The organism is Clostridium sp. BJN0013 (assembly GCF_040939125.1).
Classification (GTDB): Bacteria; Bacillota; Clostridia; order Clostridiales; family Clostridiaceae; genus Clostridium_B.
Genome location: NZ_CP162495.1, coordinates 1,419,203 through 1,440,843, shown reverse-complemented (window position 1 = coordinate 1,440,843; position 21,641 = coordinate 1,419,203). Strand labels below are relative to the sequence as shown.

Below are 21,641 nucleotides of genomic sequence, written 5' to 3'. Positions count from 1 at the left end.
AGTATTTTTATAATATCACTTTGTAGTTTTAATTACATTTTCAATGAATTTTTCAGGATCAATTATATACCTTCCCTCTTCAGTTACAGTTTTTGTTGATACCAGTTTATCTATTATCTGGTTAAAAGTAATATTGGGATTAATCTGCCATGCCAAAGCCGCCATGCCTGTAATATAAGGAATAGCCCAGCTAAAGCCACCTTCACCCCAGTAAACATAATCATTATTACCACTATTACTGGCTGTAGTCCTAAAATCTCCCGGAACAATTATATAAGATTTATTTCTGTTTTTTCTTCAAATAACAATTTTATATTATTGACATTTAATTATACTAGTAGTAATATTATGTTAAAATTATAGTAGTATTACGAGGTATAATAATTATGAATAAAGAAATCATGAAAGGTAGTATTGATATACTTATCCTTATTTTAATAAGTAAAGAAAATTTATATGGATATAAGATCTCAAAAATTATTAAAAAGAAGAGTAATATGACTTACTCTATAGGGGAAGGTACACTATATCCTGCTTTAAAAAGATTAGAATCTAAAGACTTAATTAAGTCATATTGGGAAAACAACAATTTAACTGGTAAACGAAAATATTATTCAATTACAACTTTAGGCCAAAGAGTACTACAAGAAAAATTAACCCAATGGAATAACATAACTAAGTTAATAAATAATTGTATGGAGGATTGAATTAGTCATGTTAAAATTTGAACAATTTATAGAAGATATTATTGATAAAAGAGGTATAAATGAAAATGATAAACTTGAATTAAGAGATGAAATAGAGTCGCATCTTTTATTGCTAGAAAATGAATATTTAGAAAAAGGCTATGATAAAAAAACAGCTATTAATCTAGCCATTGATAGTTTTGGTGATTCTAATTTAATAGGCAATGATCTAAAATTAAATCTACCTTCTAAAAATAAATATTACAAATTTAATATTAAGAATATGATTAAACTTATTTGTAATATGATTTTAATTTCTTTAATTTCTACATTCTTCTTTATATGCATTCTAAATAAAAATACGAATTCTAACTATTTTTTGCTAGGAGTCCCTTTAATTAATACTATTTTTTCTTACTTATATATAAATATAAAAATAAGTAATACTAAAAATGCTATAAAAAACATTATCATATGCAATATATTATTATATATAATTCTAAAACTGCTTGCAACATTTGTAATGTTTATTGGAATACTATTATTTGGTAGTCCATTTCATAAACCACTTTCATTAGCATTGTTTGGATTTTTAATTACATATATATCAAATTTATTTATACCATTTATTTTATGCACTGTAGTTTCTGTAATATTTACAAAGCTATTTAACAAAATCATTTTTTCTAATATTAGAAACATATATGAAAATAAACTTACTTCTGTTTTACTTTTCTCTTTATCAATATTACTGTGGATAGGTTATTATATGCTTCCAAGCAGTAACTTAATATTAAAAAAAATATTAACCAATTTAATCAATTCAAATATTATACAAGTAAAAAAAATATATTATATTTAATAATAAACAATAATCTACTAATTCCTAACATAGGCTTAATTCTTTTATTATTTTTATTAATTAAATCTTTTGTGTTGATTTATAAAAAAGGTATTAAAAGTGTACTTTAATTTTGCAAAAACAATTGATCATATAAGAATAACTCAAAGTAAAAATGAAAATAATTATCGCGAAATTTTGAAATCTATTAAAATTGCATTTGCTAAACTTGAAGTCAAAAATGCCACCTGTTATTTTAAATTATCATAAATTTAAAATAGGTAGAGTATATGGCTCTACATCTTTAAAGTTACACAAGGGCAATTAGAGTATATATTATAATAAAAACTTTTATAAAAGTGGTATCCTAAGATATTTGTAAATTTATCTGGATTTTGTCCAAACTTAAGGAGTCAATCTGGTGTATTTCCTCAAAAATATATGTGTTAGAATAAAGATATAAATAAACAAAAGATAATTTAAAATCGTTGATATGGAGTGATTAGGATTAAGTCGAGTTCTTGTTGATAGGGACTGGTGAGCACAAGAATCAGTTCTTCTAACTCTGCTTTCTGGAATTCCAAATTCTCAAGTGGTGTAATATAACCATCAATAAGGTTCCAAATCAAAAGAAGTGTGTAGAAAATTTTCAAGTATCTTATCTAGAATTCTTTTAGAACTTTAAACAAGATCATGCTTAAACAGATCAGCAATCCATTTGGCATTTTTTCTATCAGTTTTTTTACCATGAATAGCGTTAACATATTTAGGATGTGCAAGAACAATGGAACAGTCTTTTTCTAAGACGTTGTATACAGAAATCCAATACTTAGCGGTTATCTGATAGACAAGATAGCCCATTCACCTCCTCGTGATTTGTAGTGTGCCGATTCCCTATGACATTATAATAAAAATATTCGCTCGAAGCAAAATTTTTTCATTTCATTTTATGCCTTGAGCGAAGTGAAAGGAATGGATATATAAATGAATATATTAGAAATTAAAAACTTAAAAAAGAATATTGGTAAAAATAATATAATAAAGAAAATAAATTTAAATATAGATGAAGGTGAAATCTTAGGTCTATTAGGTAAAAATGGAGCTGGAAAAACTACAATTATAAGAATGATAGTTGGCCTTATAAAACCTACTCAAGGAATGATATCTATAATGGGATATAATGTACAAAACGATATAGAAAATGCTCTTAAATATGTTGGCTCCATAGTAGAAAATCCTGATTTATATGATTATATGACTGGCAAAGAAAATCTTATACAAATTTCCAGAATGTATAAAAATATAGCTAAAGATCAGATAGAAAGAATTATAAACATTACAGGCTTAAAAAATCATATAAACAAGAAAGTAAAAAAATATTCACTAGGAATGAAACAACGACTAGGTCTTGCACAAGCACTTCTATCAAATCCTAAACTTCTTATACTTGATGAACCTACAAATGGTTTAGACCCAATTGGTATCATGCAATTTAGAGATGCAATAAAAAAAATAGCTAAAAATGGTACAGCAATACTGATTTCATCCCATATGCTTTCAGAAATACAAAATATTTGTACGAAAGTTGCTTTTATTAATGATGGTGAGATCAAATCAATAGATATTTTGGATAACAACTCTATATCCTTAGAAAAAAAATTTATAGATATAATTGAAGGAGGAAAAGTAAATGATCTTTAATTTAATAATAAATGAGCTACAAAAATTACTAAAGAAAAAAAGAATTTTACTAGGGTGTGTCTGAAAACTAAATATTGCGAAAGAACCGAGTTTTAGGTAAAATAAGATAAAAAACTTGGAGGGTGCAAATATGTCACAGAAGCGTTATGAAATATCAGATGAATAATGGGATCAAATAAAAAACTTAATTCCAATAGCAAAAACAGGACGACCTCCAAAAGACAACCGACTTATATTTAATGCCATACTATGGATTGCAAGAAGTGGTGCAGCATGGCGTGATTTACCAGAACGCTTCGGTTCATGGAAAACTGTATACAGTCGTTTTTGTAAGTGGCGTAACGATGGTACTTTATTAACAATTTTTAAAGAGTTAACCTCAGATGCAGATTATGAAAATTTAAGCATTGATTCAACATGTATAAAAGCCCACCAGCACAGTGCTGGTGCTAAAAAGGGGCTGTAAACAGCGAAACAAAACAGCATATTGGACTGAGTCGCGGCGGACATACAACAAAAATTCATGCAGTTGTTGATGGACTTGGCAATCCAATCCATTTTCAATTATCATCTGGCAATCTACACGACAGTACACAGGCCGTAGATGTTCTTTCCAACGTTGATATAGAAGGCAGCAATATCCTGGCAGATAAGGCATATGGCACAAATGAAATTAGAGAATATATTACTTCAAAGAAATCCTCATATACTATTCCACCAAAATCAAATGTAAGAGAACCATGGAATTGTGACTGGTGGCTGTACAAGGAACGTCATTTAGTTGAATGTTTCTTTAACAAAATCAAACATTTTAGAAGAATTGCAACTCGTTATGACAAGCTTGCTGATTCTTTCCTTGCTTTTGTTTATATTGCTGCTATTTTTATTTTATCTAAGTAATTTATTGTTGCATTGTTTTCAGACACACCCTAATATAAAATTAACAAATAAAAATTTGTCTACTAAAGAAAGACAAAATACATCCAATGAAATAGAAGAGCTTAAGATTACTATAAATAATTTAAAAAGTCTTAATACTGCACAAGGTGATGATTGGAAAAATATCTTACATAAAAATGTACTTGATTTAGAAAAACTAAAAAATAAGATACCTAAAAATAACATTACTCATATAAACTCAATAAATTCTAAGATAGATATGGATAAATATTATATTAATCATGACATTAATCCTAATGATTATAATTATACATTTAATGCTACAAAATATATATCTGAAATTTTTTCATTTTTAAATATGTTATTTTTATCATTAATAGTGGTTTTAGGTTGTTCCGATATAGTTTCTGGTGAAAATAATCCACCAACAATAAAAGTATTGCTTACAAAACCAATTTCTAGGGGAAAAATCTTGTTTTCAAAATTTATTGCGTCTATAATATCTATAGTATTATCATTACTTATTTGTGAATTTTTATCTTTTGTAATTATTGGTATTACATTCAAATTTGGAAATTTATTGTCACCAATAGCTGTAGGTTTTAATTTTAAACATATGGATGGAGTTCAAAATATTATTGAAAAAGGTGGTAGTTCGCATATTATACCAATGTGGCAATTCATTGTTGAAGTTTTGCTGCTTCAAATTTTATTCATTATAGCATGTGCATCTTTATCAACTTTAATATCTGTTTTTTTTAAGAGCAGTGCAGTATCCATATCCGTTAATTTTGTAGTTGTAACAATATTAACATTTACTAATTTCTTGATGCTTACAAATTCAGGAAATACACCCCAATCCAGTTTCATGCTAAAAATATTGCCATTTTTATTCACAACATATAGTAATGGTGTAATGCTTCTTACAGGAAATATTAATAGATTTACCGGTATAGCTTTTATCAACGTTAAAATTTCTATATTTGTTTTGATAGCATGGACTATAGTTTGCTATACTATAGCTCATTTTAAATTTACTAATCAAGATGTATTTGCATAGTTAAAATATTCTTAAATCTATATAACAAGCATGGATTTAGGAATAGATTAGTTGTCTTATATCACGTTAATAAGAGATATACGTTATGAATAACATTATTGTCATTCTCATAATTATTTCTTCATTATTTCTTCGAGAATTTTAAGATACAAAATGTAATTGTATAACTTTCCATATAGCCATGACACTTATTGGCTATATGTATTTTCAGTTGTTTAAAAACTTAGAGGAGGAAAATAAGTATTAATAAGTATTAATGTAAGTCCCCTCTAGTTATTAAGAATTTTAAGGAAGATAGGCAAAAGTCCAATGTAATATATTCTGGTCAATATTTTGGTGTATTTTTTTATCGAATTTATTCATATGAGTGACAGTGAGATAATTACTCTATCACTGCTTGGTGAACTTATCACCATAGATTCTGAAAAATCATGGTTCAGCTTTTGTACTAGAAATCCATAGGATTTATTTCCTAATTTCTGTACAAGAACAAGAAAATCTCTTTATAAGGTTATGGAGCAAATTCGTGAAGAAATTACTCAATTTCTTAATTATATCTATGAACAATCGTACAAAATAAGTACAGAATAATTGATAGTATGCCAATCCCCGTATGTGAGTTTAGAAGAGCTCATTTCCATAAAACTTTTAGAACATAGGCCCCTATGCCAGCTGTGTCTCTAGGAAAGAAACATACTATAGATTTAAGCTACATGCTCTGACAACATTTGACAGATACCTTACCGATTTTATTTTATCCCTGCCAGTGTTGACAATAGAACCACAGTATGAGAATTAACCTATACTTTATCTCTATCAGCTATAATAGGTGATAGAGTATATATTTGGAGGTAAATTTGCTTTAGGACTAAAATTCGGAAAAAAATCAATTTCTAAAAGAGTTCAGGCAAGCGATATTTAAAGCCAGACAGAGGATTGAAATAACTTTCTCTCAATTATCCAGCCAGCTAAATATACAAAGGGTATTTGCCAAATCCATGTGGGTATTAACAAGCAGAATAACAAACAAAATTTTAGCTCATAATCTCTGCTATTTCATCAATAAAATATTGGGTATTAATCCCAATATATCAAAAATTAAAAAACTCATATTTGGTTAAATTTTCTTAAAATATGGTGAGAGTTTAAGAATATTATAGCAGAGCTCTACTTTCTTATGGCATATATAGCCTATTTGTGAGAATTTACCTTAAATACCAACTTCCCAATGGTAAAAAATTAATCTGGATGGATTTCAAAAATAATATTTTACATAATAAAGATAACTTAGCTACTATACATCAATCATAATTTCTTACCAAAACTTCATCAACTTTTCCTCTTTTGTTTCCATTGGAATTAACAGAACGTTTTGCTTGTATTATTTCAATATTATAATCCTTATATAAATTTAGAATAAAATCTGTTGAAGAATTAGAAAGCAGAAATCTAACTCCTTTAGAAGTTAATTTATCGCACACCGATTTTAACCTGGATTGCTCATCCTTATTAAATCTTCCTTTAACATATCCAGTAAAATTGGCACTACTTGATACTGGATCATAGGGAGGATCAAGGTATACAAAGGCTCCTTTTGTAATATCTCCTAAAATCTCTCCATAATCACAACACTTTAATTCAATTTCTGCTTCATTCAGATATTTGTTCACAGCCCTTATGGTTATCTCGTTAATTATATTAGGATTTTTATAATTTCCAAAAGGAGAATTGAATTGTCCAAGTATATTAACTCTAAACAATCCATTATAACATGTTTTATTCAGATAATGAATTCTTGAAGCCCTTTCCACTTTTGTAAGTTTGGAATAAATATCTGCTTTTCTATCCAATTCTCTAATCATATAAAAATAATCAGATGTATTTTTATGTTTCTTCAAATCCTCAATCAATTCTTCAACATTGTTCTTTATAACCATATATAAATTAATCAGTTCTTCATTTATGTCACTTACAACAGCTTTTTCAGGCTGAATATGAAATAAAACTGCTCCTCCGCCAACAAAAGGTTCATAATAAGTTGAAATATTTTCAGGTATGTATTTTTCAAGTTCAGGTAACAACTGCCTTTTACCGCCAACCCATTTAACTACAGGTGCAACTAGCTTATCGAATTTCAATTTTATTCCTCCGAAAATTTAATATTTACATAAATACATAATAATTATATCATTATTCTTTATATAAAAATCATATCAGCCATTTTTTTATTTCCTTCTGAATTTAAATGAAGGCCATCAATATAATATTCTTCTTTTACATTGCCATTTTTCTCAACAAATTCACTATAGAAATCAATAATTTTTATATTATAATTTTTACAAAAATTTTTTAAAGAATTGTTAAGTCCCTTTAAATCCATATTTATATTTTCAAAATCACCTACAAAGCCCCACCTGTCTACGGCAGTTTTGACACAAATAGGCACAGACAGACCAATTAAAGGTTTTATATTGTTATGCATAATTTGAAAAACCATGGATATTATATTTGCCATAACCTGCCCTACTGATAAGTTCCATATAAAATCATTTGTTCCTCCCATAATTATTGCATAGGATGGTTTTTCAAGTATGACATCACTGTATAATCTTGAGAGCATACCTGCTGAAGTATCTCCAGATATGCCTTTATTTAAAACTTCAATTTTAAATTTTTTCTTCAACAAAGCAGTCCATACTTCACCTCTTCTCACGCCATAACCATAGGTTAAACTATCTCCAAGACAAACAACCTTCATTTTCACCACTTCCCTTATATTAATTCACTTTTAAGTTTAGCATAAAATTATTCTAAGCCTTAATGAAAATTATCAAGGCTTAGAAGGTTAAACTTTAATTTATCATACTAAATGCTCTTTTCTGAACAACTAGTACAACTTCTTTAAAAGTTTCTCCTATAGTTGGATTCTACATTTAAATCTTTTATATTAGGACGCCTTCCTATGGTCACCAATACTATCAGTGCTATTTTTAATGTCAGTAAACACTTCAGCAGAATGAAGAAGTACTTTAGTCGGTATGCATCCCACATTAAGACATTTTACCGTTTCTCCTTCTTTAACCAACATTTCTCTCAATATACCGCTTTCCTTAGCTTCCACTTCATTTGTAAGTTTGTCAGTAGTTACATCAAAAGGTATCTCTCCCTTTGCAGCTATTCTTCTGTCACCTACCCAGATACACAAATATTGAATTTACTTGTATCTAAGATAGCTACAGAATTTAAATATGGGAAAAATAATACCATAATGGGAACATTGAAATTGATATTCCCATTATGGTATATAATTTTAATTTATTAAATATACAAAAGAATATGTTTCTTAAAATCATACTAAAATGATTCATATCAGATATAGTTGCTATCGGCACTGCCACTTAATTATAAAATACTCGAATTAAATCCTTTACCATCTACTTCTGAAGCATTTATTATTGAAATTAAAGCATTCTTATCTATTTTCTGTACCCAGTACTTAAACTGCGGCAGTCTTGATATATGTACTATGCAGTATATAACTTTTCTTTCCCTGCCGGCAAGTGCCCTACCATTTAGTATTGTAGCTCCAGGATGCACGAAAGTAGTTATATATTCAAAAACTTCATCCTCCTTATCTGTAATTATAAGTAATACTTTTTTTCTTGATAATCCATGAATTATCTTATCTGTAACAAAAGCTGCTATATACATGCTCATTAATGTATATAATGCAATAATTATTCCATTTATCATCATCCCTAAAGATACAATTACACAATTTACAATGAAACCTAATTGTCCTACATCAAAATTATCATATTTCTTTTTAACTAGCATTACTATTATATTCATACCACCTTCTGAGCCGTGGTTTGAGTACGCCAATCCAGCTCCGATTCCAGTTAACACTCCTCCATATACAGAAAACAGCAGTGTATCCTGTATTTTAAAAATACTGCTTAAATTTTGGGTCAGTATTAAGAACACTGATAATGAAAAAGTTCCAATTATGCTGTATATGGTAAATCTTCTGTTCAATTTTCTGTAACTTAAAACCAACAAAGGTATATTAGCCATTAGTACAGTATATCCTGCAGGAATATGAAAGGCATATTGTATTAAAATAGCTATACCTGATACACCTCCACTAAGTAACTTTGCAGTGACCAAAAACATATTTACCCCAATAGCCGACACTAAACACCCCACTATGACAAAAGTTGTATTTTTTATATTTTCCCTATTAAATAAAGCATTAATTTTCACACTAATCTCCTCATTTTTATTTATTCTAAGCATGTTTAATATAGCAATATTTCCTCCAAATTCTCATATAGACAAAAACAAAAAAATTACAAAGGATATGAGAATACTAAACAGTACACTAAAAGGAAGCAGCCCTAAAATGCCTATAATCTTTTTTACATTTTCAATAAAATTACCATAAGCCAATTCATTTATAATTGATATCATAAGAAGTAGGTAATAAAAAGGCTATTATTTCACTTTTAGTTCTCACCAATTCTATTTTCATAATATTCTCCCTAATAACTTATTTCTTACAATTGAATTATAAGTGTATTATATCATTTTATACAATATATTACTATCTATCTGTAAGTTATAGTATTTTGAATACAATTATTTATAGGCATACTTGTCATTTTAATAAGTATACTTGACATAAATATTATCATATGGTACCATCTAACTGATGGAGGTGTTACTTTGAACACTAATATAAAATTGAATAATCGTTTAAAGGTTGCCCGTGCTGAACTTAATATTTCTCAAGGTCAACTTGCCAGTATGGCTGGAGTAAGCCGTCAAACAATAAGTTCTATAGAAACAGGCCAATACTGCCCCAGTGCTAAATTAGCACTCATTCTTTCAAAATGTCTACAAAAAAATTTTAAAGATTTATTCTACTTAGAGGAGGAATAAAAAATGTTTAAAAAAAGCAACAAAGAGAATAAAGGTACTCCTATTTACGGTATTGTAGATGAGAGAACAAAAGCTATTGTATATCGCGGAGATGCTTATACCGGCAGATTTATGTTGTTTGCAATTCTCATAGATGCCTTTATAAGGGGACTACATTTAAGTAGTTCGTTCATAGCATCAAACTGGGACTTACTGTTGATTGTAATAATTGGAGGCCTAATATCAACAATTTACCAGATTAAAAATAAAGTTCTTTCCTATGGCTCTTCTGCCCGTGCTTTCATTGCCATTGCATTATTTACAGCACTTATTGCATTTTTAATAATATCTTTTTTATAATTACACTCCTATCCATCAGCTTTAAGTGGTAATCCAGGAGTCCAGTCTATGGGCTCTCCAAATATCTAACTCACTTTTTCCGCACTTCCAAATCCCTGAACTACAGTGTTAAATATCAAGTGATTCAGAGGTTCAGATGGAGTTTGTTATAGAAAAATGCTTTTCTCTATCTAAACCTTATTAACAGTATTCTTAGTATCTTTAGCACTTAGAATACGTTATCCTTTAGGGAAAGAACTTATCCAAGGCGCAGCAGTGCTTATCTCCAACTTTGAAGAAGATGGGATTATTAGTTAATTGCCGCGTTAGTATAAAATAGTTTATATTTTTGTTATATTTTTGTTAACTAAAATTAAGAAATATGTTGTAATATAAATTATATAAGGGTTTTTATACACATTATGGTTTCATATGGTATAGGAGATAAGAAGAATGACAAAAAAAAATAGAAGAAATAAACGTATTAAAATTTTAAGAAATAGATGTCTGTTTTTGTTGGGGGCAATTGCAATTTTTATTATATCATATAAGAGTTATAATTATTTTCATACCCCTAAGATAAGCAATAATAAAGTAATATCTGCTGTCGAATTGACTGGAAATAAAGCTCATAAAAATCAATCTTTTAAAAAGGATAATGAAAATAATAATCAATCCAATAATAATAAAGAGCCTAATAATGAAGAAAATGCAGCTGGAAATAAAGGCAATAGTATAAATAATAATAAGGTTAATTTATCTAGTAGTGTGGAAAATTATAATAGTGGCAATGTATCCAATGATGGGAAACAATATACTTATGATGCACAAAAAGTAAAAGATATACTGGACAATAAGTTTGAAAGTGATGGTGAAAAAATAGCATTTCTTACTTTTGATGATGGTCCATCTACTTCTGTAACACCGCAGATATTAAATACACTAAAAAATTATGGCGTAAAAGCTACCTTCTTTTTAATAGGACAAAATATAGAAACAAATGAAAGAAGCAAAGAACTGGTAAAACAAATATTCGAAGAGGGACATGCTATTGGAAACCATACTTATTCTCATAACATGAGAAAATTATATCCTGGAAATAGGCTTGATGTAGATTATTGTATGGGAGAAGTTGAACAAACTGATACCGATATAAGAAATATTGTTGGACAAGGCTTCAATACAAGAATATTAAGGCTTCCCGGAGGATATATGTCAAGGGTATATTACAATGATCCTAATTTGAGTGAATTCAATGAAAAATTAAAAGAAAAAAATATGTATAGTATAGATTGGAATGCCTATGACTTTGACGCAGAAGGTAGAAAGAAAAATTCAGAAGAGCTTTTAGAGTATGTAAAGGAAAGTGTGGGAACAAAAGAAAAAGTAATTATTTTAATGCATGATACTTATGGCAAAGAAGAAACGGCTAAAGCATTACCTCAAATTATAGAATATTTAAGGACTCAAGGATATGAATTTAAAACAATTACGTGAACTACCACTACTTATAAAGGGATGTTGCCATTAAATTCACCTATGGCACACCTTTTATGACTCAATTATACTTTACGATTCAAATATCATAGTAAAATAGTAAGTCATTTGGATAATATTCTTTTTCTTTCATGGCACAAAGTATAATATCTTTTTTAGTTTTAAATTTTCTAAAAATGGTACACTCGTTTACCTGTGCCAGACTTGCAATATCTTTAGTAGTAGTCGCAACATAGCCTTTATCCTTGACAAGTGACATTGTGGCATTCATAATTTTTTGTTTAGTTTTGTCCAATGTTTTCGCCTCTACAAATGAATTTTTCAAAACCCACTCTTCCCTATTTCAAGGTGTTTATTAAATTTGTACCTATTCATACCTTGAATACATGTACACTCCACCAATGACAATTATACTTCCTATAACTTGTGAAATCTGTGGGATTTCCCCATAAATAAATATGGCCAGTATGGAAGCAAATACCGGTTCTAACAATTTGGCTGAAGATACATAAGAGGGACTTAGATACTTAAGACACCAGCTAAATACACTATGGCCTAGTAATGTACAGGAAATGCCAAGTAAAAGTCCAAGAATGATTTCATTGATTCCATACCCATAAATTGGCGTATGACTTATAAAATCAAATATAATAAGTGTAATAAAACATGCACTATAGGTTACAAATGTGTATACCGTGGTGCTAAGATGATCCCTTTGTTTTCTACCAATTAATGTGTATACTGCAACCATAACAGCTCCAAGCAGCGCCAGAGCATCTCCATACAATACATTTTTTCCACCGCCATAATCATTCGCTGCAATCACTACACTGCCTAAAAAAGTAATTATAATTGCAAGTACTCCACTCTTATTTATTCTACCTTTAAATATAAGCACAAATCCAAGGGCAGAAAAAATAACTTCCGTACTTACCAGTACTGTTGAACTGGCAACTGATGTAAATTTTAAAGACTCAAACCATAGGGAAAAATGAACCGCAAGGAAAAATCCACTTAGTACATTCCATAAAATATCATCCTTTTTTAGTTTTAGAATTTCATCACGAAATTTCATTCCTATTAAAGGCAACAGAATGAGAACTGTCCACCCCAAACGGTAAGTAGCTATAACCAGGCTGGGAGCATTTGAGTATTTTATAAATATGGACGAAAAAGATACTCCAAGTACTCCCACTAATAAAAGTAATTTAGGATTAATTTTAGTTAATTGTTTTTCCACAGTTTTTTCTCTCCCCCGCTGCAATTCTTTATGTATTCTTTTTCATAATAAATAGCTTTCTATGATATCTTAATTTTATCATAGAAAGCTAGAAAGCTATATTTTATTTTCCACTTTTACTTCTTGAACTCATCCAGAATTCTATAAGCACCTCCCCGGCAACTGCAAACAAAAATACTACCCAGGAGTATTTAAATCCAATTACAAAGCCAAACACTACAAAAAGCGCTGCTGCAAATAACCAAAGTGCTCCAGACAAAAGCCCCCTTTGTTCCATAACTTTGGGATCTTTGTAGACTTTAGCATAATTTTCCCTCCACACTTTTTCTCTTTCCAGTACCCAGGGTTTATGTCTATCCTTTTCAGTAAGCAGTAGAAACACCAGCACACAAAGTCCCGGGATTACAAAAGGTATAAGACTTCCGGATACAGATTCAAGCACCATTCCTTTCATAAAATACAACGTGGCCGAAATACAAACTCCAAAGGCAATTGCAGCTGATGAAATTCCATATACCAGAGCACGCTTCCACTTCATAGGAAAATCACTGTCCGTTTCCTGGGTAAGACCCAAAAATACAAACATAGCTGTGGAGATTGAAATAAATACCGATAAAACAGATACTCCCGTAGATATATCACCTGTGCTGAAATAAGCGGTAAATGCAGAAATTATTGCAAATAGTGCAATAGCACCTGCAATTACATACCCTGCAGCATGTTTTTTATCAATTGGTATTTTTGAATGTACATACATCTTGTCAATTACCTCCTTTCTCTTCTGGCGGCTGATCTGATCTGCAATCTCAGTAATATCACCTAGTTCAGCTGATGCCTTATCAAAGGCCTGATCAGGAGAATCACCCTTGCTTTTAAATTCTTTAATACGCTCCTGCAAATTGATTGCAATTTCTTCCTTAAAATCCTTAAGTTCTGCAGTATCTTCATAATCTTGAAATAATCTATCTATATAAACCTGTACTTTCATATCCATTTATCATTCCCCCTCCAACAATTTATTGAGTATTCTCTGCGAAAATTCCCAATCTTCTTTATTTTGTCTGTACAGTTCCTTTCCCTTTCCAGTAATTCTGTAGTATTTACGGCGCCCTCCCTGGGATTCATCTCCCCAATAAGCAGTAATATACCCACCCTGCTCCAGCCTTCTATAACTTGAATACAAAGTTGCTTCTTTTAATTCAAACTGATTCTCAGCCTTTTCCATAATTGCTTTATGAATTTTATACCCATAACTGTCTCCTTTAATTAAAATGGATAAAACAATAGTATCTGTATGTCCCCGCAGCAGATCTGATGGTGTTTTTAAGTCCATCTTATCACCTCCCATTGTATTTCTTTGATTGCCCAATTACAATATATATCAAATTACTATGATTGTCAATATACTTTGATGGAGATTATATACTTTAAAGATTTATTACAGTTTGACTTATATAGAATTAAGTATTATAATGTGACTAAGAAGTCATATGACTTCTTAGTCACATTATATGGAGGTATAGTGTAATGCCAAAAAAAACATTTTTAAATTTGGAAGAAAAAAAGAAAGAAAGCATAATGCGTTCTGCTGTAAATGAATTTTCAGAGCGAGGTTTTGAAAAAGCAAATGTAGGTAATATAGCTAAAAACGCCAATATATCAAAAGGTAGCATATACCAGTATTTCAACAATAAAAAAGAACTATTTTTCTTTTCAGTAAAATGGTCTACAGATTTTATCGGTAAAAAATATGGCAACTATTTTATCTCTGATAATAAAGATATAAATATTTTTGATTTATTCTATAAAAATTCTAAATCCCTGTGGGTTCAGATGAGAGAGGAAAGAAAACTTATAATATTTGTCCAGGATGTATTCCTTGGAAAATATAAAAATTTAACTGATGAATCCATGTCCTATATGATGGATATTTTAAATGAATATACACTAAAATTAATCCAAAATGGTAAAAAAAATGGTTCTATAAGAAAAGACATAGATGACAATATGCTTTCCATATTCATTACAGCAGTATCCATGGGATTTAAAGAACACATGATGAGAAACTCAAGGAAAAAAGGAAGAGATATTGTAGATGAAGATTTTGAAATAAATGAGAAAGAAATTAAGTCCATGATTGAGCTTTTAAAAAATGGAATGGGGGAAAAATAAAATGTTCATGCAGGTTAATAATTTAAAGAAAAGCTATAAAACAGGTGATATAGTTACTCCTGTTTTAGACAATGTAAATTTGTCCCTTGACAGTGGAGAAATTGGTGCAATTCTTGGTCCTTCAGGCTCCGGTAAATCCACCCTGCTCAATATAATAGGCGGGCTGGATTTCTGTGATCACGGATCAGTTATAGTAGATAACACAGAAGTCACCAAACTTTCGGATAAAAGGCTTACTGAATATAGAAGAAAGAAAATAGGATTTATATTTCAATTTTATAATCTTATACCCCACCTCACTGTAGGTGAAAATATTGAAGTTGTTTCAAATATAAGCAAACATCCATTGTCCACAGATGAGATATTAAAGGATGTAGATATGCTTGATAAAAAATACAGATTCCCGAATGAACTCAGCGGAGGTGAGCAGCAGAGAACCGCGATTGCAAGAGCTATAGTTAAAAATCCATCCCTTCTTTTATGTGACGAGCCTACGGGGGCATTGGATTTTTTAACTTCAAGGGAAATATTGAAACTGCTTCAAAGAATCAACAGAAATTTTGGTACAACCATACTCATGATAACCCATAATGAGGCTATAAGTTCCATGGCCAATAGAATTTATAAATTGAGAAGTGGGAAAATTGTGGAAAACAAGATAAATAAAAACATAGTTTCTGCAGAAAGGATTGAGTGGTAATGGTCATAAATAAGAAAATCAAAAGAACCATGATGGAAAACAAGTCACAATATATAGGTTCTCTGCTGCTTATCATTTTAAGCTGTGTTCTATTTACTATGTTCAACTTGCTTTCCAGCAATATATCAAGTATATCCTCTTCTTTTGAAAAAAATTACAACCAGGAAGATGCTGATTTCATTTTGAATAAAAGATTGAACAATCTAGATTCTCTTAAGACAAAATTCAACATGGACATAGAAGAGACCAGAACAGTTGATTATACAATATCAAATAACAACATTCTCAGGATATTCAGTGAAAATACAAAAATAAACATTCCCGCAATCATTGAGGGAAAAAACTTAAATGGAAATGATATTCTGATTGATCCTGCTTATGCAAAGGCAAATAATCTCAATATCAATGACCACATAAAAATCTATGAGAAATCCTTTAAGATATCAGGCTTTATGTCACTTCCAAACTATATATATCCTCTGAAATCAGAAACGGATCTGATAAATGATCCAAATAGTTTTGGAATAGGGGTAATAAGTAAGAATGATTTTAGCAGTTTTAAAAGCGGAAACAATTTCTACAGTATAAAATTTAATGGCAGTGAAGGGAATGTGGATTCTAAAATACTGCAGTTTAAAAACTACTTAAAAAGTCAAAATATAATTGTACTTCAGTGGACAAATACCAGTGAAAATCCAAGAGTAACCTACGTAAGTGCAAAGCTCAACAGCATAGATCAAATAAGTTCCTCCATGCCAATTGCCTTATTACTCCTAACTTGTATACTCACAGGAACTGTCATGTGGAGGATGTTAAAAAAGGAATCTACAATTATAGGAACCCTTTATTCTCTTGGATATAATAAATGGGAAATCACAAAACACTACCTTATGTATCCCCTGTCCATTGCATTTACAGGTGGATTAATTGGAACCGTACTTGGAGCCATCTTCTCAAAACCCATGGTCAATTTAATGCTCCAGTATTTTAATATGCCTATGGACTCCATGGACTTTACTGCAAAATATATAGTATCAAGTATCCTTCTACCTGTAATTTTTCTAGGAACCTGCAGCTATTTTGTAATAAGATCCACCCTCAAATATTCTCCCATACAGCTGATAAGAAACAACTACGGGAAAAATAAGGTAGGTTTTATGGAAAGAAAATTAAAACTTGACAGATTAAAATTTTCCACCAAGTTCAAGATCAGGGAACAGCTTAGAAACATACCCCGAAGTATATTTCTTTTATTGGGTGTTATATTTGCAACAATGTTTCTCCTCTTTGGATTTGCCACCAAAAGTTCTATGGACTATCTTATGAAGGATGCTTTCAATGAATCATTTAAATACAATTATGCCTACATTTTTAATTCTATCCAAAGTGGAGAACCTGCAGCAGGTGAAGCCTTTTGCGAAATACCCTTAAATTTGAAATATGACAACAAGATGAATATCACTCTATACGGAATAAGCCCCAATTCGAAATACGTTTCATTGAAAGATAGTGCAGGAAATAATTTGGATACGGATAAAGTTATTATTACAAAACCCCTTGCAGACAAACTTGGATTAAGTCCAAATGATACCATAAATGTTATAAACAAGCTTGATTCAAAAGAATACAATATAAAAATAGATGACATCGCAGAAACTTATTTGGGGCAATATGTATATATGCCAATAGAAAAATTTGACCATATGTTTGGCTATCCGCCTCACAGTTATATGGGCCTTTGGAGTTCAAATAAACTGAAAATTCCAGAAGACAAGTTACTTACTACTGCTTCAGTAGAGGACATAAAAAAATCTTTTAATGCAATGATACAACCCCTTAAATTAACCATAGGCTCCATATCAGTTATATCTTTCATAATAGGGCTCATAGTTATATATGTAGTAACTTCTTTAATCATAGAAGAGAACAGAAAAAATATAGGACTGCTTAAAATATTGGGATATAGAAAAAAAGAGATTTACTCTCTCATATTAAATAGTTCTTCACTTATGGTTTTTGCAGGTTATATTCTGGGAATACCACTGATTCTTGTATTTTTGAACTCATTATTTAATTCTGCCGCCAAAGATATGAGCATTTCATTCCCTGTAACTATAAACTATATATACATCATTCTAGGGTTTATCATAATATATCTGACCTATGAATTATCCAAAGCTCTAAACAGGAAGAAAATCAACAGAATTTCAATGACTGACTCTCTAAAATCGGAAAATGAGTAAAAAATATATTTATCCGAACACTACCATTGCTAAATACTCCCATCTTCTTCAAATTAGGAGATAAGCACTGCTACGCGCCTGAATAAATTCTTCTAAATATACCACATAAAAATATTGACATATGGTTAAAAATACTATATTATAATGTTATATTAAATATGTAAAACAGTATATTAAAAGGGAGTAATTGAAAATATAATGTCAACATTACGATTGATTCTCCAATCTGGCATTATATACCAATTTATTGGTTATAAGACTTTTAATATAGTTTTGGATTTTATCCAGAATTATATTGAAAGTCTTTATTTATTTTATAGGGCAGGTGATTTCATTGAAAAATTTTTATCAACAATCTATTTCAGAAGTTTTGGATATTTTAAAAATTTCTCTCAATGGATTAAAGGATTCAGAAGTAGAAAAAAAGCACCAGGAATATGGATACAATGAACTATATGAAAAAAATAAAAAAAGTATATTTCAAGTTTTTTTGGAACAGTTTAAGGATTTACTGATAATCATACTAATAGTAGCTGCCACCGTTTCAATATTTTTAAGCAATGTTGAAAGTGCTCTAGTCATATTTGCAGTTATAATTCTCAATTCAATTTTAGGTACCATACAGCAGGTTAAAGCTGAAAAATCACTGGATAGTTTGGAATCTCTCTCTTCCCCTAGAGCAAAAGTGCTGAGAAATGGAATACAGGTAGAAATACCTTCTAGGGAAGTTGTAGTAGGAGATATACTGTATCTAGAAGCAGGAGACTATGTAAGTGCAGATGGCAGAATAATAGAAAATTACAGCATTCAGGTAAATGAAAGTTCACTTACAGGAGAATCAGAAAATGTGTCAAAAACAACAAATACAATAGAAGAGGAAAATGTACCTATTGGAGATAGAAAAAATATGCTTTTTTCCGGCAGCCTTGTAACCTACGGAAGGGCAGTTATGGTTGTAACCAGTATAGGTATGAATACGGAACTTGGAAATGTAGCTTCCCTTTTGAAAAATACTGAAGAGAAAAAAACACCCCTTCAGGTAAATTTGGACAATTTCAGCAAAAAGCTTTCAACCATCATACTTATCATATGTGCTTTAATCTTCATTTTAGATGTATTTAGAGGATACTCAATCATAGACTCCATAATGTTTTCAGTAGCGCTGGCAGTAGCAGCCATTCCTGAAGCTTTAAGCTCCATTGTCACCATAGTTCTTGCCCTGGGTACTCAAAAAATGACCAAAGAAAACGCCATTATAAAAAAACTCAAGGCTGTAGAGGGACTGGGAAGTGTTTCCGTAATATGTTCAGATAAAACAGGAACCCTGACACAAAATAAAATGACTGTAAAAAAATTATATGTGGACTATAAAACATTGAATTCCAAAGATTTAGATATGAACAATGATATAGAGAAAAAAGCTGTACTGATGAGCATATTGTGCAACGATGCATCCTCATCCAGAAAAGACGAAATAGGGGATCCTACCGAAGTTGCACTGGTGAATTTAGGTAAAGCCTATAATATAGATGAATTGTCATCCAGGGAAAAATACCCTAGAATAGACGAGATTCCTTTTGATTCAGAAAGAAAATTAATGAGTACAGTTCATAGAGTAGATGACAAAATTTTAATGGTAACAAAAGGAGCTTTAGACGTACTGATAAACAGAGTTTCAAAAATACAAACTTCAAGTAAAATAAAGAATATAACAATGGAAGATAAATTGAAAATAGAAAATGCAAATAAAGATTTCTCCAGAACCGGTTTGAGAGTACTGGCCACAGCCTATAAAAAAATAGATACTGATAAAACCAAAATAACTTTTAAAGAAGAAGATGATTTGATTTTTGTGGCATTGATAGCCATGATGGATCCACCTAGAGAAGAATCTGCTGAAGCTATTTCAGACTGTATAAGAGCAGGAATCAAGCCAGTGATGATAACTGGAGATCATAAAATAACAGCTTCTGCCATTGCCAGGGAAATCGGCATTTTAAAAGATGAAAGTGAAGCTGTGGAAGGATATAAACTGGATCATTTAAGTGAAGGGGAACTTAAAAAAAGAGTGGAAAAAATATCTGTTTACGCCAGAGTATCTCCAGAACACAAAATCAAAATAGTAAGGGCATGGCAGGATAGGGGAAATATAGTTGCCATGACAGGAGACGGTGTAAATGACGCTCCTGCCCTCAAACAGGCAAATATCGGAATAGCAATGGGTATAACAGGCACGGAAGTATCCAAGGATGCAGCTTCTATGGTTTTAACAGATGATAATTTTGCCACCATAGTAAAATCAGTTTCAAACGGAAGGAATATATATAACAATATAAAAAACTCCATTAAATTTTTACTATCTGGAAATACAGCAGGAATACTGGCAGTACTATATACTTCTCTAGCAGCTTTGCCAATGCCGTTTACTGCAGTTCACTTGTTATTCATAAACCTTATTACAGATAGTCTTCCTGCAATTGCCCTGGGGCTGGAACCTTATAAAAATAACGTTATGAAAGAAAAGCCCAGAAATATAAATACCCCTATTCTGACAAAAACTTTTGGAAAGGAAATATTGACTGAAGGCCTAATTATTGCTGCATGTACTATAACTGCCTTCTATATAGGATTAAATACGGGAGACAAAATACTTGCAAGTACCATGGCATTTTCCACATTATGCCTATCAAGACTATTCCATGGATTCAACTGCAGATCTAAAGAGTCAATTTTTAGAATTGGCATATTTTCCAATAAATACGTATGGATTGCCTTTGGGTTAGGACTAGTACTTTTAAATTCAGTGCTGCTTATACCTTTATTGAGGAATATATTTGAAATTAAAGAACTTACCCTAAATCAACTTGGTATTATATACCTAATGTCTTCTATACCCTTTATATCGGTACAAGCCTACAAATTTATATTTGTGAAGTCTACAAAAACCCCTTAGAAACGTTTGATACAAAATACCCACTACTATTTAGTGGGTATTTTACATATCAAATATTACTTTCCAATTTTAACCTACTAAGCTTAAATTTCTTACATTTTCTACCATAAGAGTACAAGTCTTTATGGAATGAATTATAAAAACATTAAAGGTCAAGATAACATTATTCTTTTAAATCTACAATATTTACACTAAAGTGTTCATTCGTATTTAAATCCTTAACCTGTATCTTGTCATCTTTATCCGTACTTATACTTTCAAGCCACACAGGATTATTTTTATACTTTACTTCTATAATTCCTTTAGATTCAAGTATTTCTTTCACTCTATTTTTATCCAAAGCTATCATCTCCTATATATAGTTTTACATATAAATTGCTGAATTA

General features: G+C 30.3%; 20 protein-coding genes and 4 pseudogenes. 13 read left to right on the top strand and 11 right to left on the bottom strand.

Going from position 1 to position 21,641, the window contains the following annotated elements:
- Positions 1-15: 15 nt before the first annotated feature.
- Positions 16-165: a hypothetical protein gene (locus AB3K27_RS07405; RefSeq protein WP_368490582.1), complete on the bottom strand. Its 150-nt coding sequence runs from the start codon at positions 163-165 to the stop codon at positions 16-18.
- A gap of 221 nt (positions 166-386) precedes the next feature.
- Between AB3K27_RS07405 and AB3K27_RS07400 the strand changes: the two genes are divergently transcribed.
- On the top strand, positions 387-707 hold the full coding sequence (locus AB3K27_RS07400) for a PadR family transcriptional regulator (protein ID WP_368490581.1): 321 nt from the start codon (positions 387-389) through the stop codon (positions 705-707).
- A 7-nt stretch (positions 708-714) separates the two neighbouring features.
- A complete protein-coding gene (locus tag AB3K27_RS07395) occupies positions 715-1,548 on the top strand; it encodes a permease prefix domain 1-containing protein (protein ID WP_368490580.1) in 834 nt (277 codons plus the stop codon).
- A gap of 663 nt (positions 1,549-2,211) precedes the next feature.
- Here the strand turns inward: AB3K27_RS07395 and AB3K27_RS07390 are convergent.
- A pseudogene (locus AB3K27_RS07390) lies at positions 2,212-2,364 on the bottom strand (IS110 family transposase); the annotation flags it as partial.
- 147 nt (positions 2,365-2,511) lie between these two features.
- On the opposite strand from AB3K27_RS07390, the gene AB3K27_RS07385 reads away from it, so the two are divergent.
- The 4 genes and pseudogenes from AB3K27_RS07385 to AB3K27_RS07370 form a co-directional block, all read left to right on the top strand.
- Complete coding sequence (locus AB3K27_RS07385; protein WP_368490579.1) at positions 2,512-3,228, top strand: ABC transporter ATP-binding protein; 717 nt, start codon at positions 2,512-2,514, stop codon at positions 3,226-3,228.
- A 175-nt stretch (positions 3,229-3,403) separates the two neighbouring features.
- Positions 3,404-4,128 (top strand): annotated as a pseudogene (locus AB3K27_RS07380) (IS5 family transposase).
- Entirely contained in the window at positions 4,061-5,188 is a 1,128-nt protein-coding gene (locus AB3K27_RS07375) for an ABC transporter permease subunit (RefSeq protein WP_368491197.1), read from the top strand. Before AB3K27_RS07380 ends, AB3K27_RS07375 begins: the two are co-directional and overlap by 68 nt.
- A gap of 363 nt (positions 5,189-5,551) precedes the next feature.
- Positions 5,552-6,309 (top strand): annotated as a pseudogene (locus AB3K27_RS07370) (IS982 family transposase); the annotation flags it as partial.
- A gap of 180 nt (positions 6,310-6,489) precedes the next feature.
- Here the strand turns inward: AB3K27_RS07370 and AB3K27_RS07365 are convergent.
- From AB3K27_RS07365 to AB3K27_RS07350, 4 genes and pseudogenes are all read right to left on the bottom strand, one after another.
- The gene (locus AB3K27_RS07365; protein ID WP_368490578.1) at positions 6,490-7,326 is read right to left on the bottom strand and encodes a DNA adenine methylase; all 837 of its coding nucleotides are present in this window, start codon (positions 7,324-7,326) and stop codon (positions 6,490-6,492) included.
- Between the two features lie 59 nt (positions 7,327-7,385).
- Positions 7,386-7,946, bottom strand: a complete 561-nt coding sequence (locus AB3K27_RS07360) for a GDSL-type esterase/lipase family protein (protein ID WP_368490577.1) — start codon at positions 7,944-7,946, stop codon at positions 7,386-7,388.
- Between the two features lie 219 nt (positions 7,947-8,165).
- Positions 8,166-8,402 (bottom strand): annotated as a pseudogene (locus AB3K27_RS07355) (biotin/lipoyl-containing protein); the annotation flags it as partial.
- A gap of 188 nt (positions 8,403-8,590) precedes the next feature.
- Positions 8,591-9,487 (bottom strand): YitT family protein, encoded by an 897-nt coding sequence (locus AB3K27_RS07350; RefSeq protein WP_368490576.1) that lies wholly within the window; start codon positions 9,485-9,487, stop codon positions 8,591-8,593.
- A 429-nt stretch (positions 9,488-9,916) separates the two neighbouring features.
- Between AB3K27_RS07350 and AB3K27_RS07345 the strand changes: the two genes are divergently transcribed.
- The 3 genes from AB3K27_RS07345 (at position 9,917) to AB3K27_RS07335 (ending at position 11,947) form a co-directional block, all read left to right on the top strand.
- Positions 9,917-10,132, top strand: a complete 216-nt coding sequence (locus AB3K27_RS07345; RefSeq protein WP_368490575.1) for a helix-turn-helix transcriptional regulator — start codon at positions 9,917-9,919, stop codon at positions 10,130-10,132.
- 3 nt (positions 10,133-10,135) lie between these two features.
- Positions 10,136-10,471 (top strand): hypothetical protein, encoded by a 336-nt coding sequence (locus AB3K27_RS07340; protein WP_368490574.1) that lies wholly within the window; start codon positions 10,136-10,138, stop codon positions 10,469-10,471.
- A 432-nt stretch (positions 10,472-10,903) separates the two neighbouring features.
- Positions 10,904-11,947 carry a polysaccharide deacetylase family protein gene (locus AB3K27_RS07335; protein ID WP_368490573.1) on the top strand — a complete coding sequence of 348 codons (1,044 nt, stop codon included), beginning with the start codon at positions 10,904-10,906 and terminating at the stop codon, positions 11,945-11,947.
- 79 nt (positions 11,948-12,026) lie between these two features.
- On the opposite strand, the gene AB3K27_RS07330 is transcribed toward AB3K27_RS07335, so the two are convergent.
- From AB3K27_RS07330 to AB3K27_RS07315, 4 genes are all read right to left on the bottom strand, one after another.
- A complete protein-coding gene (locus AB3K27_RS07330) occupies positions 12,027-12,272 on the bottom strand; it encodes a TetR/AcrR family transcriptional regulator (protein WP_368490572.1) in 246 nt (81 codons plus the stop codon).
- A 42-nt stretch (positions 12,273-12,314) separates the two neighbouring features.
- Positions 12,315-13,187, bottom strand: coding sequence for a DMT family transporter (locus AB3K27_RS07325; protein WP_368490571.1), 873 nt, complete (start codon positions 13,185-13,187; stop codon positions 12,315-12,317).
- A gap of 103 nt (positions 13,188-13,290) precedes the next feature.
- Positions 13,291-14,181 carry a permease prefix domain 1-containing protein gene (locus AB3K27_RS07320; protein WP_368490570.1) on the bottom strand — a complete coding sequence of 297 codons (891 nt, stop codon included), beginning with the start codon at positions 14,179-14,181 and terminating at the stop codon, positions 13,291-13,293.
- A gap of 3 nt (positions 14,182-14,184) precedes the next feature.
- On the bottom strand, positions 14,185-14,520 hold the full coding sequence (locus AB3K27_RS07315; RefSeq protein WP_012102631.1) for a PadR family transcriptional regulator: 336 nt from the start codon (positions 14,518-14,520) through the stop codon (positions 14,185-14,187).
- A 194-nt stretch (positions 14,521-14,714) separates the two neighbouring features.
- On the opposite strand from AB3K27_RS07315, the gene AB3K27_RS07310 reads away from it, so the two are divergent.
- The 4 genes from AB3K27_RS07310 (at position 14,715) to AB3K27_RS07295 (ending at position 21,255) form a co-directional block, all read left to right on the top strand.
- Entirely contained in the window at positions 14,715-15,359 is a 645-nt protein-coding gene (locus AB3K27_RS07310) for a TetR/AcrR family transcriptional regulator (RefSeq protein WP_368490569.1), read from the top strand.
- 1 nt (position 15,360) lies between these two features.
- Complete coding sequence (locus AB3K27_RS07305; protein WP_368490568.1) at positions 15,361-16,059, top strand: ABC transporter ATP-binding protein; 699 nt, start codon at positions 15,361-15,363, stop codon at positions 16,057-16,059.
- Complete coding sequence (locus AB3K27_RS07300; protein ID WP_368490567.1) at positions 16,059-18,302, top strand: ABC transporter permease; 2,244 nt, start codon at positions 16,059-16,061, stop codon at positions 18,300-18,302. The genes AB3K27_RS07305 and AB3K27_RS07300 overlap by 1 nt, the downstream gene beginning before the upstream one ends.
- A gap of 334 nt (positions 18,303-18,636) precedes the next feature.
- Positions 18,637-21,255: a calcium-translocating P-type ATPase, PMCA-type gene (locus AB3K27_RS07295; RefSeq protein ID WP_368490566.1), complete on the top strand. Its 2,619-nt coding sequence runs from the start codon at positions 18,637-18,639 to the stop codon at positions 21,253-21,255.
- A gap of 163 nt (positions 21,256-21,418) precedes the next feature.
- Here the strand turns inward: AB3K27_RS07295 and AB3K27_RS07290 are convergent, their stop codons facing one another.
- Entirely contained in the window at positions 21,419-21,595 is a 177-nt protein-coding gene (locus AB3K27_RS07290; protein WP_368490565.1) for an H-type small acid-soluble spore protein, read from the bottom strand.
- Positions 21,596-21,641 lie beyond the last annotated feature (46 nt).

Coding starts and splice junctions, on each gene's coding strand:
- AB3K27_RS07305 (WP_368490568.1), top strand. CDS start 15,361: ATGTTCATGCAGGTTAATAATTTAAAGAAAAGCTATAAAACAGGTGAT.
- AB3K27_RS07385 (WP_368490579.1), top strand. CDS start 2,512: ATGAATATATTAGAAATTAAAAACTTAAAAAAGAATATTGGTAAAAAT.
- AB3K27_RS07315 (WP_012102631.1), bottom strand. CDS start 14,520: ATGGACTTAAAAACACCATCAGATCTGCTGCGGGGACATACAGATACT.
- AB3K27_RS07400 (WP_368490581.1), top strand. CDS start 387: ATGAATAAAGAAATCATGAAAGGTAGTATTGATATACTTATCCTTATT.
- AB3K27_RS07360 (WP_368490577.1), bottom strand. CDS start 7,946: ATGAAGGTTGTTTGTCTTGGAGATAGTTTAACCTATGGTTATGGCGTG.
- AB3K27_RS07310 (WP_368490569.1), top strand. CDS start 14,715: ATGCCAAAAAAAACATTTTTAAATTTGGAAGAAAAAAAGAAAGAAAGC.
- AB3K27_RS07340 (WP_368490574.1), top strand. CDS start 10,136: ATGTTTAAAAAAAGCAACAAAGAGAATAAAGGTACTCCTATTTACGGT.
- AB3K27_RS07375 (WP_368491197.1), top strand. CDS start 4,061: ATGACAAGCTTGCTGATTCTTTCCTTGCTTTTGTTTATATTGCTGCTA.
- AB3K27_RS07300 (WP_368490567.1), top strand. CDS start 16,059: ATGGTCATAAATAAGAAAATCAAAAGAACCATGATGGAAAACAAGTCA.
- AB3K27_RS07335 (WP_368490573.1), top strand. CDS start 10,904: ATGACAAAAAAAAATAGAAGAAATAAACGTATTAAAATTTTAAGAAAT.
- AB3K27_RS07405 (WP_368490582.1), bottom strand. CDS start 165: ATGGCGGCTTTGGCATGGCAGATTAATCCCAATATTACTTTTAACCAG.
- AB3K27_RS07350 (WP_368490576.1), bottom strand. CDS start 9,487: ATGCTTAGAATAAATAAAAATGAGGAGATTAGTGTGAAAATTAATGCT.
- AB3K27_RS07395 (WP_368490580.1), top strand. CDS start 715: ATGTTAAAATTTGAACAATTTATAGAAGATATTATTGATAAAAGAGGT.
- AB3K27_RS07320 (WP_368490570.1), bottom strand. CDS start 14,181: ATGGATATGAAAGTACAGGTTTATATAGATAGATTATTTCAAGATTAT.